Source organism: Microbacterium sp. USTB-Y (assembly GCF_023703415.1).
Taxonomy (GTDB): Bacteria; Actinomycetota; Actinomycetes; order Actinomycetales; family Microbacteriaceae; genus Microbacterium.
In genome coordinates, this window is sequence record NZ_JAGMTU010000003.1 from 381,749 (window position 1) to 397,585 (window position 15,837).

Sequence of the window (15,837 nt, forward strand, 5' to 3'; positions counted from 1 at the left end):
TTCTGCTCTTCCCGCGCGGGTTTCAGAGCAGATAGTGCGACCTGAACGAGGGTCAGACCGCCAGGGTTCCGGATCCGGTCAGAGCCAGCCGCGCTTCTTGAACACCAGGTACAGCACGAAGGCCCCGCCGACCATCAGGCCGATCGCCATGGGGTACCCGGCGGCCCACTTCAGCTCGGGCATCACCTCGAAGTTCATGCCGTAGATGCCGGCGACGATGGTGGGGGCGAAGAAGATGGCCGCCCAGCTGGAGATCTTCTTCACCTCCTCGCCCTGACGGATGCTCTCCTCGGTCATCCGGCGCATCTCCTCGTTCTGCCGCCGGGCGACGATCGTCGCCTCCACCGTGAGCGCGTTGTCGAGGTTCGCCCGGAACGTCGACACCCGCTCCGACAGGGTCAGGATGTGGTCGAGCACGTCGCGCAGATAGCGCTGCAGCTCGAGATCGACGGAGTACTTCGCGGATCCGCGCAGCAGCGCCTCCAGCATCGGCTGCAGCGGCTGGGTCGCCTTCTGGAAGTCGATGACCTCGCTCGACAGCTCGTAGATGCGCTGCGTGACGTCCGAGTCGTCGAGGAACAGCTGCGCCTCGATCTCGTCGATGTCGTTCTCCAGACCGTTGAGCACCGGGGTGTACTCGTCGACGAGTTCGTCGAGGATCGCGTACAGCACCGCCTCGGGGCCGCCCGCGAGCAGCTCCGGAGCGTGCTCCATGCGTCCGCGCACGCGGGTGAGGCTCGGCGTCTCCGCGTGCCGGATGGTCACCACGAAGTTGGGCCCGACGAACACGTGCAGCTCGCCGAACTCGACCTCCTCCGTGGCGTCGAGGTACCGCGCGGGCCGCAGCACGATGAACAGGGTCTCCCCGTAGCGCTCGAGCTTGGAGCGCTGATGACCGGTGAGGGCGTCCTCGACGGCGAGCTCGTGCAGGCCGAACTCCGCCGCGACCTGGCGCACCTCGTCCTCGCTGGGCCGGTACAGGCCGATCCAGCCCATGCCGCCGCGGGCATGCATGAGCTCGAAGGTCTCGTCCAGCGTGTGCGGGGTGTCGGTGCGGACGCCGTCCACATAGATGCCGTTGTCGACGATGGCCATGCTCGCTCCTCGCGGTCGTGCAGTGCTTCGTCCGGCTGCGGGAGCCGTCGGAGCACGGGGAGGCGTCGAACGAACCCGGTCAGCCCTGCGGGAGCGGGCAGACGGCCAGGCTGTCGACCGCCTTAGCGTAGTCCTCCGCGGTGAACGGCAGTGCGAACTCGGGGGCTTTGCCGCCCTTTCCCGCGGGCGCCTTGGAGGCGATCGCGGCGAGTTCGAAGGCGAGGTCGCCGATGAAGGCGGATCCGACGGTCGAGTCGTTGAGCACCACGACGACCGTGAAGCCGGTCGTCGGGTCGGAGTAGGCCCCGGTGAGGTACCCGGGCGTGCCGCCGTGCTGGCCGATCATGGAGCCGACGAGGTACGCGCCCCCGGTGGCCTTGTACCAGCTCGGCGCGCCGTCGGCGACGGGCAGCGGGGATCCGAAGCGCTGGGGCGTCTTCTTCACGCGCAGCGCCTGCGCCGCCTCCGCCTGCATGTACCGGCCGAGATCGGCGACCGTGGACACCACGCCCGAATCCGTGTACCCGTTGCTCGACGAGCTGACCGTGATGTCGGTGGGCTTGGCGCACTGCAGCGCGCCGTCGACCTGCGGGAGGAACGACCCCTTGAGCGCCGGCGAGGGCGACGGGGCGGCCGCCTGCGGGCCGGGCAGCGACGTCGCGTTCAGGCCCAGGGGCGCGGCCACGTACTCGTGGATGAGCTGCGCGGCCGTCTGACCGGTGGCGCGCTCCAGCGCCTGCCCGAGCAGCAGGAACCCGGCGTCGGAGTCGCGGTAGCCGGTGTGCGGCGGGGTGCGGTTCTGCGCGAGGCCGTAGGACGCCAGTTCCTTCGGCTCCCACTGCCGGTCGGGATTGTTCAGCCACATCGGCATGGCGGTGGCCTCGGACGAGCCGATGCCGCCGGTGCCGTTGCAGAGGTCGAGCAGCGTGACGTCCTGCAGGTCGGGCACGCCGGACACGTACTCGGTGATGCTCGCGTCGAGCTTGACCGTGCCGCGATCGGCGAGCGCGTACAGCACGTCGCAGGTCATCAGCCGGGTGACGTCGCCGATGCGGAACGACATGTCGGCGCTGACCGGATCCTTGTCCTCGGCCGAGACCGTGCCGAGGCCCGTGACATAGGAGCCGCTCCACGGCGCCCACACGCCCAGGATCGCCCCGCTCGAGCCGCTCGCCGCCATCGCGCGCTCGACGGCGCCCTTGAGCTGGTCCCTCATGTCGGAGGGCAGATCCCCCTCGGTCTGCGTCTTCGGGGTGAACGCCGGGGTCGCGACATCGCCGGAGCAGCCGCTCAGCACGAGCGCCGCCGCGACGGCCCCTGTGATCAGCGCACCCACCCGCCGACTGATGTTCCGACCCATTCGCCCCCCTGACATCCCCCACGATTGTAGACGGCGCTCCTCTGCGCAGACGTCATCCCTCCGGATGATCCCGCGCTTCGGATCCGGATCGTGATCACCCGGGGATCCGCCCGATCACCTCTCCGCGGTGGTGCCGAGTCCGTGCGCGATCGCCTGCGCCCGATCGCGCACGCCGAGCTTGGCGAACAGCGCGTTGATGTGCGTCTTCACGGTCGCGACGCCGACGAAGAGCGCGGCGGCGATCTCGGCGTTCGAACGTCCCTGCAGCACGAGCGCGTAGACCTCGCGCTCGCGGCCGGTGAGAGCGGGGAAGCGCTCCGCCAGCGCCTCCTCCGAGACCGGATCGGGGACGGATCCGGAGAGCTCGGCCGCCGAGGCGCCCGCGGCGCCCGCAGCGCCGATGCGCCCCAGGAGCACGTCGCGCACCGGAGCGGAGAACGTGCTCTGACCCGCGGCGACGGCGCGGATGGCGGCGGCGAGCTCGGCCCTGCCCGCGTCCTTGGTGAGGTAGCCCCGGGCGCCCGCCTGGAGCGCCGCGACGATGTCGGCGTCGTCGGCGAAGGTCGTCAGCACCAGCACCGCGGTCCCCGGGGTCTCCGCCGTCACCCGCCGGGTCGCGGCGGCGCCGTCCAGCACCGGCATGCGCAGGTCCATGAGCGCGACATCGGGGCGGGTCGCCGCGACGAGCGCGACGGCCTCGGCGCCGTCTGCGGCGGTGCCGACCACCTCGAAGTCGTCGACCAGGCCCAGCACGGTCTCCAGCCCGTCGCGGATGATCGCCTGGTCGTCGGCGAGCACGATCCGGATCCGGGCGCTCATGCGGGGGCCTCCACGCGGAGCCGGAAGACGTCTCCCCCGTCGTCCAGGGTCACGACGCCCGCGCGCACGGTGCCTCCCACCTCCCCGAACCGCTCCCGCACGCCGGGCAGGCCGAAGCCGCCGCCGGTCGCCGCGAGCGCCCCGTCGTCCTGCCTGCCGCCGGTGACCGCGTTGTCGATGGTGCACTCCACCCGGTCAGGATGCCAGACCAGTGCTATCCGCACGGCGCGCCCCGGCGCGTGCTTGCGCGCATTGCTCAGCCCCTCCTGCACGGCGCGCACCAGTGCGTCGGCGAGCGCCGCGGGCACCGGACGCGAGGCGCCGGTCTCGGTGAGGCGGGCGCCGGCCGCGTCCTCCGGGTCGAGCAGCGCGTCGAGGCGACGAGCGAGCTCGGTGGGAGCCACCGCGGGCACCGGCGCCTCGGTGTCGTCCTGCTCCGGTCCGCGCAGAGTGCGGACGGCCTCGCGCGCCTCGTCCAGGCCGGAGACGGCGAGGCGCCGCGCCGCCGCCACCCGTGCCGCCGCGCGCTCCGCGTCGCCCGCCTCGAGCAGCGCCTCGGCCGCGTCGAGCTGAACGACCAGGCCGCCCAGGCTGTGCGCGAGCACGTCGTGCAGATCCCGGGCGATCGCGACGCGATGCGCTGTGGCCTGTGCCCGCACCGCCTCGGCGTTCGCGCGCTCCCGCTCGGCGAGCAGCACGCGCTGGGCGCGCCGCCCCAGGCCCACGACGACCGCGAGCGCGAGGGCCGCGAGGATGGTGAGCAGACCGAGCGCCGAAGCGGTCACCGTGCCCGCGTACCCCGCCGCGGTGAGCAGCGCCCCGGCAGCCACGCCCAGCGCCCCCAGGACCGCCGCCGTGATCCACGTGCCGGGGCCCACCGCGGCGTCGCTCGTGAGCAGGATCACCGTCACGACGAGCAGAGCGGTGCCGAGCCCCTGGGTCGGCACCGCGGTGAGCGAGCCGGCGAGGCCCATCACCACCAGGAGTGCGGGGGCGACGCCGGCCGGCACCCTGCTGCGCCCGGCGGTCCGCCCGTCCGGCGCGGCTCCCGGGCCGGACTGCGCCGCCGGGTCACCGCCGGTCGCGCCGATCCGCACCGCGAGCGCCATGCGCACGGCCCACGCCACGAGTCCGGCGCCGAACAGCCAGACCACCCAGGGTGCGGTCTCCGGCGCGACGCGCCAGAGCACCCAGCCGACGCCGAGCAGGCCCGCGGCGTTGACGGCGGCGCTCCAGCCCGTCATGGGCTGGATGCGCAGCGGGATTCGGGTCACGGAACAATGATGCGCGCGGATCCGCTCGGCGCGCTCGTGCGGCGCAGCGCGTCCACCCGGCGGTGCAGCACGACCACCCGGGCCGCACGGTTCGCGGCGAGCACAATGAGGATGAGCCCGGTCGCGACGCCGATGTGCGAGCCCAGCTGCTCGAAGGCGAACATGAGGCCGACTCGGACGCCGATGAGCACGACCCAGAGCGCGAGCCCCCACGGTCCGGTGCGGGTCTCGAACTCGGCGGCGGCCTGCGCGGCGGCCCGGTCGGAGAGCCCTGCGGCGGGCTGGTAGCCGGCGGGACGGGCGATGCGGCGGATGTGCGCCATCGCCCCCATGGCGGTGCCGAGGGCGAAGGCCACGACGAGCTCGACCACGAGGGCGACCACGTCCATGACTCCGATCACCTGCCCGCTCAGGGTCTGCAGCGACAGCACCGCCCCGATCACCGCGATGATCCCGGGCAGCATCCAGTCGCGCGCGCCGAGCACGGGGCGCCACGTCATCTGCCGCACGGCGACGAAGCCGACGGCGAGGAGGATCAGCAGGACGTTCGAGACGATCGAGAGGTTCATGTCTTCGATGCTCCCCGGATCCGCCTTCCGCGGGCACCGCCCAGGGGTGGAGATCCGCGGGTGGACGGGTGGAGATCCACACCCTGCCCCACGATGTGGTGCCTGCACCACATCGCTGTGGTGGCACGCCCATCGGCCGCGAGACCGCCGGTTCCTAGCGTATGAGAAGAGCTTCCGGATGGGAGGCGACGACATCCCCTCAGGGGCGAGAGAACAGAAGGAACACCATGGACACCACCACGAAGAAGACCACTCGCCGGCTGCTCGGCACCGGCCTGATCGCCACGACGGTGCTCGGATCGGTCGCCATCGGCGTGGCCACGGCGGCGCCCGCGTCGGCTGCGACGCCGCGCGCCGCAGCGGCCTCGGCCGACGTCACCCGCGGGTTCGACATCGTCAACACGACCAAGCACACCCTGGAGCTGCAGGGGATCGACGGCGCGGGCGACCGGGACGGCTACGCGCCGACCGGCACGAAGATCGCGCCGGGGCAGTCCTACCACTACGAGAAGGTCTACTACCTCCTCAAGCGCGGCGAGACGACGCTCACGTTCAACTACCGCGAGGCCCTGGGCAACGGTTCCGAGCGGATCTCCGCCTTCCAGGTCACGCTCGTCGTGGACGCCGTGAGCGGCACGAGCATCCGCACCGACGCCGGCGACGCGTTCACCGTCCACAATCAGGGGCTGAGCGGACAGCTGACGATCTCGGAGAAGGACTTCTCCGAGATCACGGTGCCGGCCTCTGATGCCCAGCGACAGGCCGAGCTGCTCAACCAGACCTGCGTCTCGGGCCTGGCGTCGTGCACGTTCCTGCCCGTCACGAAGGAGGAGGGCACGCCTCAGGTCCGGCTGGTCGCCGGGGGCGCGAACAACACCGACAAGGCCCGTGAGGGGAGCGTCACCACCAAGGTCGCGGCCGGCACGACCTCGTCCGTCGAGACCACCGGGTCGGCGAAGCTGACCATCAACGGGATCCTGGAGGCGGGACTCACCCACAAGTACGGCGGCTCCTGGTCCAGCACCAAGGAGGAGACCAAGGTCCAGTCGTACGAGGTGGGCGCCTACAAGAACTTCAACATGTGGTCGCGGGTGCTGACCGAGCGGGTGACGGGCGACTTCACGGTCAAGCTCGGCAAGACCACCTGGAAGCTGGCCGGCGTGCACTTCGACATCCCTCGGGCGGACGCCGACGTGCTGTACGACAGCGCCGAGCGCCCTCTGACCGACCAGGAGAAGGCCAGCCTGCCCAAGATCGTCGACATCAAGCCGATCGTCCCGGCCGGCTGACGAAGGAGAGGGATCCGGACCGCCGTCCGCACCGAGGGGTGTGGGCGGCGGTTCCGCTCGGGTACTGTCGGGTCACCGCCCCGGATCCCCACCCGTCAGTCAGGAGCAGGCATGCGCGTCGTCATCGCCGAGGACGAGGTCCTGCTGCGGGAGGGCATCTCCCGGATCCTCACGGACGAGGGGCACGAGATCGTCGCGACCGCGGGCGACGCGGACGATCTGCTCGGCAAGGCGCGGGCCCACCGCCCCGACCTCGTCCTCACCGACATCCGGATGCCGCCGGACTTCACCGACGACGGCCTGCGGGCCGCCCGCCGGATCCGCCAGGAGCTTCCGGGGACGGCGGTCATCGTGCTCTCCCAGTACGTCGACGCCACCGGTGCGATGGAGCTGCTGGCCGACGGCGCCGCCGGGATCGGCTATCTGCTCAAGCGGCGCATCCTCGACCTCGACGACTTCCTCGAGTCCGTGCAGCGGGTCGCCGCCGGCGGTTCGAGCATCGACTCCGACGTCATCTCCTCGATGGTGCGCCGGGAAGTGCGCGATCACACCGACGGCGGCATCGCCCGGCTCACGCCGCGGCGCCTCGAGGTGCTGCAACTGATGGCGCAGGGCTACAGCAACGCCCGCATCGCGCGCGAGCTCTTCGTGACCGAGAAGGCCGTCGCGCGCAGCATCGCGCTCATCTTCGTCTCGCTCGACCTGCCGCCGGATCCCGATGACCACCGCCGCGTCCTGGCCGTCATGCGCTATCTGGACCGGTGAGCGGGCGGCATCCCCGCATCGCTCGCACTATCCCAGCGGCACCTGCGCCCGCAGCGTCGTCCCGCCGCCCGGTGCGGACTCCAGCGCCACCGTCCCGCCCAGCGGCTCCACCCGATCCCGGAGGCTGCGCATCCCGAATCCCGGGACCGCCCCGGCCGCACCCCTGCCGTCGTCGCTCACCGCGATCTGCAGCCGGCCGTCGCGCAGGGCCACGACGACCGCGATCTGCCGTGCTCCGGCGTGCTTCACCGCGTCCGTGAGCGCCTCCGCGATCACGTAGTAGCCCGTCGACTCGACCTCGGCGTCAAGCCGGCCGAGCGGGGAGTCGATCTCGATCCGCACCGGGATCCGGATCCGGTCCGCCAGGGTCGCGATCGCGGCCTCCAGACCGTGGTCCTGCAGCCGGCTCGGCAGGAGCCCGTCGACGAGACCGCGCAGCTCGTCGAGGAGGGATCCGCAGTGCTCGGCGATCCGCGCGGCCTCGGACCGGACGTACGAGGGGTCGTCCGCCTGCCGGGCCAGCCGCTGCACGTCGATGCCGACGAGGACGATCCGCTGCTGGGCGCCGTCGTGGAGGTCCTGGGCGATGCGGCGGCGCTCGGCGTCGGCCGCGACGACGATCCGCCGCCGGGAGGTCTGCAGCTCCTCCGCCGCAACCTCGAGCCGCTGCACCGCGGAGCGCAGCTCGACGATCAACCGCTGCTTGTCCATCGCGACGCCGAGCGGCGCCGCGACGGTCGCGACCAGGTTCCGATCCGCGATCAGCGCGGGGTCGTAAAGGAGCGCGCCGGTGGGCGCCTCCGGCGGGCCGATCGGCCACCAGCCGCGCTCGGGGAGCACCACGACCGGGCGTCCGCCGCTGTCGACGAAGCGGGAGGATCCCGCTTCATCCGCGCCTGAGGCCCAGAGCACGCGGGCGCCGGGGTCGCCGAGCGCCCGTGCCGCGAGGGTGTCGAGCAGCGCCGGCTCCACGGATGCCGCCGCGATGCCCGCCGCGGCCTCGGCGACCTCGCCCGCGCGGCCGAACGCCCCGAACGTCAGCCCCACGAGGAAGGCGATCGGCAGGCCGCCGAGCATCACCGATTGCACCACGTCGGCCGCTTGCTGAGCTCCGACGCGGGGGTCGAGGTGCAGGACCACGACGGTCACCGCGATCACGGCGAGCGCCGCGCACCCGTAACCGACGAACGGCAGCAGCTGACGCCGCGGCAGCGCGGGCATCCGCGCCAGCCCGCGGCCGCACAGCACCACGGTGACGACGAGCGTGCCGATGCCCACGGCCGCCTGCAGCGTCCAGGCGACCTCGGTCACCGCAGGCCGCAGCACCACGACGATCTGCGGCGCCACGGAGACGAGGTACGCGACCGTCACGACCGCGCGCGCGGCGCGGCTCGGCAGCCGCCCGGAGGGGAAGGCGAGCAGCAGGTGCAGCAGCAGCGCCAGCGGCAGGCTGGACGTCAGCGTGCCGAGGACGTGCAGGGCCGGGAGGACGTCGTCCTGCGTGCGCGACGCCCACAGCGCCAGCGCGGTCAGCAGCATCAGCCGCCCGACGCGGTTGTGCGGGCGGCGCGACCAGGCGAGCAGGCCGGTCACGGTGTAGACGGCGACCAGGGCGCCGTCGAGGAGCGACCCCCCGAAACCCCGCGACGACGAGGGGACGGCGAGCTCGACGAGGCAGAGCGCGGCCATCAGGATCCCGATGCCGATCAGGGCGTCACGCAGGCCCGGTCCTCCCGCCGCCGGGACGCGCCCGCCCGGAGCACCGCTGAGCCGTGTCATGGGTACAGGATCCCAGCACCCGTCCACGGGCGGAACAGGCGGTCGGAACGGGCGACGGTGTCGGTGATACCATTCTGGTATGGCGATGACGGTGAGGATGCCCGCGGAGCTGGACGCGCAGCTGGGCGAACTCGCCGCGCAGCGGCACACCTCCAAGCACGCGCTGCTCATCGAGGCAGCCGACAGGTTCGTGCGCGAAGAGGTCACGACCACCCAGGCCGTGTCGATCGCGCTCGGGGTCGCGGACCGCTACGCCGAGCTGATCACGAAACTCGAGGACGCGTGATCCGATATGTCGAGCTCCCTCAGGCCGCCGGTATCCTCGACGCGCTGGATCTGAAGATCCGCGACATCGGGCTGCTGTCCTCCGCCCTCGCGCGACCCGCGAGCTCGATGTTCGGCGTCGAGGCGTACCCGGAGATCGAGGTCAAGGCCGCCGCGCTGATGTCGTCCCTCGCTCAGAATCCTCCGCTCTACGACGGCAACAAGCGCTTCTCGTGGATCCTCACGCTGACCTTCCTCGAGCTCAACGGCATCCGGATCGACATGGACACCGATACCGCGTTCGACCTCGTGGTCGACACGGCGCAAAGCCGTCTCGGCCTCCCCGAGATCGCCGAGATCCTCGCGGCTCACGTGCGTCGCTGAACTGGGATCGTCCCCGCGAGGTCACACCGGGTGCGCGACTAGGACCCGACCTGCGGCGTGGAGTCGCCCTGACGGGCCTCCCAGGCGGCGCGCATGAAGCGACGCACGTCCTCGTCGACGCGGATGTCGCGGGGGCGCAGCGGACGGGAGAGATACAGCCCCTCGAGCGAGGTCAGCCGCGACAGCGCGACGTAGGTCTGCCCCGGGGCGAACGCACCGGATCCGAGATCCACGACCGCCCGATCGTAGGTCTTGCCCTGCGACTTGTGGATCGTGACCGCCCAGGCGAGCCGCAGCGGGAACTGGGTGAACTCGGCGACCACCTCCCGGGAGAGAGTCTTCGTGCCGGGGTTGTAGATGTAGCGGTACCGCTCCCAGACGGCCGGCTCGACGTCGACCTCCTCGCCGTCGATCTCCACGCGCACGGCGTCGCCGAGGATGCGCACGACCGTCCCGATCGTGCCGTTCACCCAGCGCGGCGGCTCCGGCATCGCCGAGATGTCGTTGCGCAGGAACATCACCTGCGCGCCCTCCTTGAGCTGCAGCTCCTGATCGGCCGGGTAGTTCGCCTCGCCCCGGCCGAAGTCGCCGGAGATGTCGGCCCGCGCCTTCTGCACCTTGCCGGGGAGGGCGGCGAGATGGCGGGCGTTGATGCCGTTCACGATGTCGTTGCGTGTCGCGAGCGTGATGATCGGGATCTCGCCCGGGGCCGGATCCGGGGGCGTCCGTGCGCCCGCGTCGTTGAGGGCCCCGGCGATCTCCGCGGTCACCCGGCCGTAGCGCACGGCGTTCAGCATCGCCTTGAAGCCGGCGTCGGACTGCCGGTGGATGTGCACGAGCTCGCGCACGTGCAGCGTCGCGCCGTGCGTGCCGATGTCGAGCAGCCCGTCGGTGGCCTCGCCGCCGGTCCACACCTTCGCGTCGAAGAACCAGAACGAGCGGTAGTGGTCCTGGATGTAGCGCAGCTCGTCGCCGCGCGGGGGCACGGGCGCCAGCTGGTACGGATCCCCGAACATCACCACCTGCACCCCGCCGAACGCCTCGGCGCGGCGGCCGCGGGCCTGGCGCAGCGAACGGTCGATCGCGTCCATCAGATCCGCGTTGACCATCGACACCTCGTCGATCACGAGCGTGTCGATTGCGTTGAGGATCTTGCGGGTGGCGTCCGACTGGTCGATCTCGCTGTCGGCGATGAGGCCGATCGGCAGCCGGAACAGCGAGTGGATCGTCTGCCCCTCGACGTTCAGCGCGGCCACGCCGGTCGGGGCGCACACGGCGATCTGCTTCTGCGTGTTGTAGGCGAAGTGCTGCAGCAGCGTCGACTTGCCGGTGCCGGCACGGCCCGTGATGAAGACGTGCTCCCGGGTGTCCTCGATCAGCCGGAACAGTTCTTCCTGTTCGGCGGAGAGGTTCGGCGTGCTCACGGTCCTCGGAGTCTACCCGCTGCGGGCCGGTCGGACCGGGCGCCCGCAGCCTCCCATTCCCGGAGAAGCCGACCGATGCGGGGCGAGCCTCCCGGGGTTCGCGCAGGAGGGCTTTCGTAGACTTGCGCACATGGTGCAGTCGGCGGGGGTGCTGGCGCCAGGCGTGCGGTCGCGCCGGGCGCGGACGGCGCGTCGTCGTGCCCCCCTCTGGTCCGACCTCACACTGCTCGCCGTGGTCGGCGTCGTGCTCGTGGCAGCGCTCGCAGCCGGCGGGCTCACCGTCTACCGGGAGTTCTACAGCCCCTCGGCGTTCGTCGCCCGCTACCTCACGCTGCTCTCGGAGGGGCGCGCCGCCGACGCGCTGCGCCTGCCCGGCGTCGCGATCGGGCACGGCGATCTCGACAGCAGCACGTTCCGCTCCGCATCGGACGCCCTCCTGCGCCAGGCCGCGCTGGGGTCCCTCACCGACGTCGTCGTCACCGACGAGCATCCGCAGGGCGAATCGACCGCTGTCACCGTGCAGTACAAGGCCGGCGGCCACGCCGGCACCAGCACCTTCCTGATCGCACGGGAGGGCTGGATCGGCGTCGCGCCGTCGTGGCGGTTCGCCCAGAGCCCGCTCGCCGTCATCTCGCTCACCGTGCGCGGGTCCGACCGGTTCTCGGTCAACGGCTTCGAGCTCGACCGCCGGCAGATCGCGGCGAACGGCGCTGATTCCTCGGCGCGCGACGCGGTGCCGATGCTCGTCTTCTCCCCCGGCCTGTACTCGGTGTCGGTGAAGACGTCGACCGCCACGGCGCCAGGACTGGGCGTGCTGGCGGACAAACCGCTGGCCGACGTGCCCCTGGACGTGCAGGCGAAGCCCACGGACGGATTCGTGAAGGTCGTGCAGCTGCGGGTCAACGAGTTCCTCGACCAGTGCACGACCCAGACCGTGCTGCAGCCCACGGGGTGCCCGTTCGGCCTCACCGTGTCGAACCGCGTCACCGCCGGCCCTGTCTGGAGCATGGTGGCCGATCCGGTGGTGGCGCTGGAGGCGGACGCCGACGGCTGGCGGATCCCTCCGACCTCCGCCACCGCGCACGTGACGCTCGACGTGAAGTCGCTCTACGACGGCAGCGTCTCGCACGTCGACGAGGACGTGCCGTTCCAGGTGGACGGCACGATCCGGTTCCTGCCGGACGGATCCGCCTCGATCAGCATCACCTCGCCGGAGCAGTCCGCCAACCCGCCCGGATCCGAAGGCTGACTCCCCTCGGTCGCGTCACCGGGTGGCGGACCGGCGATCCTTCTCGGCCAGCGCAGCGAGCCGCGCGTTGTACTCCGCCAGTTCGGCGTCGCCGCTGCGGTCCGCCGCCCGGTCCTGGCGCTTCTGCACCTTAGCGTCGCTGCGGCTCCACTGGATGGCGACCGTGATCGCCAGGATCAGGGTGGGGATCTCCCCCACCGACCAGGCGACGCCGCCGCCGACGTACTGGTCCTGCAGCGGAGTCGCGCCCCAGGTGCGTCCCATCGCCCCGAACCATTCCGCGACCATCAGCCCCGACTGCATCATGATCGCCATGCCGAAGAAGGCGTGCGTAGCCATCACGGCGATGAGCGTGATGAGCCGCCCCGCGTAGGGAAGCCGCCGCGGCACCGGATCCACCCCGATGAGGCTGAGCACGAAGAGGTAGCCGGAGATGAGGAAGTGCGCGGTCATCCACTCATGCCCGATGTGGTCGGTCATGGCCCAGCGCACGAGATCGGTGAAGTAGAACGCCCACAGGGAGAGCACGAAGATCGCGGCCGCCACGAACGGGTTCGTGACCACCCGCGAGAACGGGGAGTGCACGGCCCACAGGATCCATTCCCGTCCGCCGCGCGTGCCGTCGTCGCGCTTGTCGATCGCGCGCAGCGCGAGGGTGACCGGGGCTCCGGACACGAGCAGCAGCGGGATCGCCATCGACAGCATCATGTGCCCGAGCATGTGCACGCTGAACAGGTACTCCTGGTACGCGTTGATCGCGCCGCCGGTGACCCAGACGAGGGCCACCATGCCGAGAATCCAGAACACCGTGCGGTGGACGGGCCAGGCGTCTCCGCGCTTGCGCAGCCGGCGCACCCCCAGCAGGTACAGCGCGACGCCGAGCGCCGCGGCGACGGCCCAGATGAGATCGAGGTTCCACATCGTCAGCCAGCGCACGGGGGTGAGCTCGGGCGGCAGGGCTGCTCCGGTGAGGATCTCGGCCGGCGTGCGCACGGCCGGGGCCTCGAGGCCGGCCGGCGGCGGGGTGCGCGACAGCGCGGCGGCGAGTCCGGAGGCGATGCCCATCAACGCGAGCTCGAGCAGGACCAGGGTCCAGAACGGGCCGGATCCGTTCGTCTCGAGCTTCGGGATGAGACGCGTGCGATAGCGGGCGCCGAGCGCGCCGAGCAGGATCAGCACGACCGCCTTCGCCACGATGAGGCCGCCGTAGGGCGTGAGCATGCCCGCCCAGTCGCCCACCGCGACGATCGATCGCGCGACGCCGGACACCGCCACCACGATGTAGGCGACCAGGGCGAGCGAGGAGTAGCGGCGCACGACCGCTGCGAAGGTGAGGCCGCCCCGCGGCGCCTTGCCCTTCTTCCCCGGCTTCGGCGTCTGGGCCGCGGGCGCGTCGGCTGCGGGCGCGGCGACCGCGGGGTCGCTCAGCTCGCTGCGGGATCCGCGCAGCACGATGAGCAGCACGAGGCCGCCGATCCAGACGGCCGCGCCGACCGTGTGCAGCAGCAGCGAGTTCACGGCGGCGTCGTGACCGCTGAGGTCGCCGGCGTGCCCCTGCGTGGCGAGCGGGATGAACGATGCGGCGGCGAGGACCGCCGTGAGCAGGGTCGCGGTCCAGCCTCGGAACGCGAACGCGGCGATCGTGATCACGGCGCCCGCGAGCACAGTCATCAGCCACGCCTGCCCCAAGGGCAGCTCGAGCAGGAACCGCCCCAGCTGCGCGCCGAACTCGGGGCCGGCGCTGAGCTTGACGCCGAGGGTCTGCAGGAAGGTGAAGAGACCGGCGACGGCGCTGGCGACGGTGTAGACCGCGGCGCCGATCGAGGCGGTGTCGAGCGCGATCTCGAAGTTCCGCGCCCCGCTGCGCAGCGCGAAGAGGGCGAGCACGAGTGAACCGAGCATCGCCGCCGCGCCCAGGTTGCTGATCGCCTTGACGACCGGCAGCCCCCAGCGCACCACGGGACCGGGGTCGAGGAGGAGGTTCGGCGCCGCACCCCCGCCGAAGGCGAGTCCGGCGAGAACGGCGAGGACCGCCGCGCCCACGAGGATCACAGGCCCCGCGATCCGCAGGGTCGAGGATCCGGCGGGCAGGGCGGTGCGGTCGGCGCCCGTCCCGGCCTGGGGGCGGACCCCGGTGGAGGGGCGATTCACCCCTCCAGCCTAGGCGCGTCTCCTGTGCGGGCCGTCCGGATCCGGCGTCCCGGGCGCACGCCGTTCGCGCCCCGTGACTCCGCCGACGGGATCGGCCCGCCCCGAGATCGCGACCCGTCCGGACACGCAGAAGGCCGCCCCCGAAGGGACGGCCTTGCGAGGCGGAGCCGGATTACTTGACGGCAGCCTTGAGCTTGGAACCGGCGGTCACCTTGACGCGCTTGCCGGCCGGGATCTTGATCTCGGCGCCGGTCTGCGGGTTGCGGCCCGTGCGAGCGGCGGTCGCGACCTGCTCGAACGAGATCCAGCCCGGGATCGAGACCTTGCTGCCCTTGGCAACAGCGTCCGAGACCGTGGCGAACAGGGCGTCGAGAACGCCGGAGACCGCAGCCTGGCTCTGGCCGGTGGCGCTGGCGATGCTCGCGACGAGCTCGGTCTTGGTGATGGACTTGTCAGCCATTTCATCCTCCAGCGACGGGATCCCGTCGCTTCGTATCAGAGTTCCGGATGGGCGGATGCCCCCCGTTGGTCGAACGACCGCCTTGAATGTATCAACCAAACCCTGGATTTCCGCGTCATTTCGCGGGTTTTGACGTTTTGCGGCGGCGTGTCGCGCCTCACCAGTCACTCCCGTCACAGGCGTGGGCACTCTCGACCGAGCTCAGCCCCCCTCCTCTGAACACAACGCAGGAGATCCCGCAGGGTTCGGCGCAGATCGCCGATGGATGCCCCGAATCTCCTGCGTCGTGCTCGCGACGGCGCTGCCACCGGCATGCGGGGCGGGCGACGAGGGGTCCGTCCGTCGCCCGCGGAGGTCAGGCGCGGTGCGCGGCGATGAGATCCCGGGCGGTGCGGGAGAAGGCCGGGGCGACCCGGTCCTGGCCGTCCAGGTACCCGCCGACGAGCGCGGCGTCGCGCAGCAGCACGAGAGAGGCCGCGACGGCTTCGGGATCGCGGAGCCGGGCATCCTCCGCCAACTGGCGCAGCGTCTCCCGGAACCACTCGCGGTGCGCGGCGATCAGGTCGCGCACCGGGCCCTCGTCGGGATATTCCGCGGCGGCGTTGATGAACGGGCAGCCGCGCGTGTGACGCTCGCGGATGTCGAGCGCGATGCCGTCGACGACGAGGTCGAGCAGCACATCGGGGTCATCCGAGGCCTGCGTCGCTTGCGCGAACAGGCCGCGCAGCCCCTCGTCCTCCCCCTGGAGGTAGGCGAGGACCAGCCCCTCCTTGCCCGCGAACTGCTTGTACATCGTGGCGCGCGTGACACCCGCCTCCTCGATGATCCGGTCCACGCCGACGGAGTGGATGCCCTCGCGGTAGAAGAGGTCGGTCGCCGCGTCGAGCAGCCGCTGCCGCGCCGACCCGGATCGGACCGCCGCTGTGGTCGTCGTCATGGATGTCCCTTCCCCTCT

Annotated in this window: 15 protein-coding genes; 5 read left to right on the forward strand and 10 right to left on the reverse strand. The window is 71.7% G+C overall.

Annotation, left to right across the window (positions count from 1 at the left end):
• Positions 1–78 precede the first annotated feature (78 nt).
• From J8G10_RS09005 to J8G10_RS09025, 5 genes are all read right to left on the reverse strand, one after another.
• Positions 79–1,095, reverse strand: coding sequence for a magnesium and cobalt transport protein CorA (locus J8G10_RS09005; protein WP_251443404.1), 1,017 nt, complete (start codon positions 1,093–1,095; stop codon positions 79–81).
• A 79-nt stretch (positions 1,096–1,174) separates the two neighbouring features.
• Positions 1,175–2,431, reverse strand: coding sequence for a serine hydrolase domain-containing protein (locus J8G10_RS09010; protein ID WP_251443406.1), 1,257 nt, complete (start codon positions 2,429–2,431; stop codon positions 1,175–1,177).
• Between the two features lie 138 nt (positions 2,432–2,569).
• On the reverse strand, positions 2,570–3,274 hold the full coding sequence (locus J8G10_RS09015; protein WP_251443409.1) for a response regulator transcription factor: 705 nt from the start codon (positions 3,272–3,274) through the stop codon (positions 2,570–2,572).
• Entirely contained in the window at positions 3,271–4,548 is a 1,278-nt protein-coding gene (locus J8G10_RS09020; protein WP_251443412.1) for a histidine kinase, read from the reverse strand. Before J8G10_RS09020 ends, J8G10_RS09015 begins: the two co-directional genes overlap by 4 nt.
• On the reverse strand, positions 4,545–5,117 hold the full coding sequence (locus tag J8G10_RS09025; protein ID WP_251443416.1) for a hypothetical protein: 573 nt from the start codon (positions 5,115–5,117) through the stop codon (positions 4,545–4,547). The genes J8G10_RS09020 and J8G10_RS09025 overlap by 4 nt, the downstream gene beginning before the upstream one ends.
• Before the next feature lie 227 nt (positions 5,118–5,344).
• On the opposite strand from J8G10_RS09025, the gene J8G10_RS09030 reads away from it, so the two are divergent.
• Positions 5,345–6,406, forward strand: a complete 1,062-nt coding sequence (locus tag J8G10_RS09030; RefSeq protein WP_251443419.1) for a hypothetical protein — start codon at positions 5,345–5,347, stop codon at positions 6,404–6,406.
• 111 nt (positions 6,407–6,517) lie between these two features.
• Positions 6,518–7,171 (forward strand): response regulator transcription factor, encoded by a 654-nt coding sequence (locus J8G10_RS09035; protein WP_251443422.1) that lies wholly within the window; start codon positions 6,518–6,520, stop codon positions 7,169–7,171.
• A 27-nt stretch (positions 7,172–7,198) separates the two neighbouring features.
• Here the strand turns inward: J8G10_RS09035 and J8G10_RS09040 are convergent, their stop codons facing one another.
• The gene (locus J8G10_RS09040) at positions 7,199–8,950 is read right to left on the reverse strand and encodes a sensor histidine kinase (protein WP_251443425.1); all 1,752 of its coding nucleotides are present in this window, start codon (positions 8,948–8,950) and stop codon (positions 7,199–7,201) included.
• 79 nt (positions 8,951–9,029) lie between these two features.
• On the opposite strand from J8G10_RS09040, the gene J8G10_RS09045 reads away from it, so the two are divergent.
• Positions 9,030–9,236, forward strand: coding sequence for a ribbon-helix-helix domain-containing protein (locus J8G10_RS09045; protein WP_251443428.1), 207 nt, complete (start codon positions 9,030–9,032; stop codon positions 9,234–9,236).
• Positions 9,233–9,598 (forward strand): Fic family protein, encoded by a 366-nt coding sequence (locus J8G10_RS09050; protein WP_251443431.1) that lies wholly within the window; start codon positions 9,233–9,235, stop codon positions 9,596–9,598. The genes J8G10_RS09045 and J8G10_RS09050 overlap by 4 nt, the downstream gene beginning before the upstream one ends.
• A 38-nt stretch (positions 9,599–9,636) precedes the next feature.
• Here J8G10_RS09050 and J8G10_RS09055 read toward each other — a convergent pair whose 3' ends face one another.
• On the reverse strand, positions 9,637–11,022 hold the full coding sequence (locus J8G10_RS09055; protein ID WP_251443433.1) for an ATP-dependent RecD-like DNA helicase: 1,386 nt from the start codon (positions 11,020–11,022) through the stop codon (positions 9,637–9,639).
• Between the two features lie 130 nt (positions 11,023–11,152).
• On the opposite strand from J8G10_RS09055, the gene J8G10_RS09060 reads away from it, so the two are divergent.
• Positions 11,153–12,271, forward strand: a complete 1,119-nt coding sequence (locus tag J8G10_RS09060; protein WP_251443437.1) for a hypothetical protein — start codon at positions 11,153–11,155, stop codon at positions 12,269–12,271.
• A 15-nt stretch (positions 12,272–12,286) separates the two neighbouring features.
• Here J8G10_RS09060 and J8G10_RS09065 read toward each other — a convergent pair whose 3' ends face one another.
• The 3 genes from J8G10_RS09065 to J8G10_RS09075 all read right to left on the reverse strand — a co-directional run bounded on the left by J8G10_RS09065 (position 12,287) and on the right by J8G10_RS09075 (position 15,819).
• Entirely contained in the window at positions 12,287–14,323 is a 2,037-nt protein-coding gene (locus J8G10_RS09065) for a cytochrome c oxidase assembly protein (protein ID WP_251444355.1), read from the reverse strand.
• A 271-nt stretch (positions 14,324–14,594) separates the two neighbouring features.
• Positions 14,595–14,882, reverse strand: a complete 288-nt coding sequence (locus J8G10_RS09070; RefSeq protein WP_045250850.1) for an HU family DNA-binding protein — start codon at positions 14,880–14,882, stop codon at positions 14,595–14,597.
• A gap of 355 nt (positions 14,883–15,237) precedes the next feature.
• A complete protein-coding gene (locus J8G10_RS09075) occupies positions 15,238–15,819 on the reverse strand; it encodes a TetR/AcrR family transcriptional regulator (RefSeq protein ID WP_251443439.1) in 582 nt (193 codons plus the stop codon).
• Positions 15,820–15,837 lie beyond the last annotated feature (18 nt).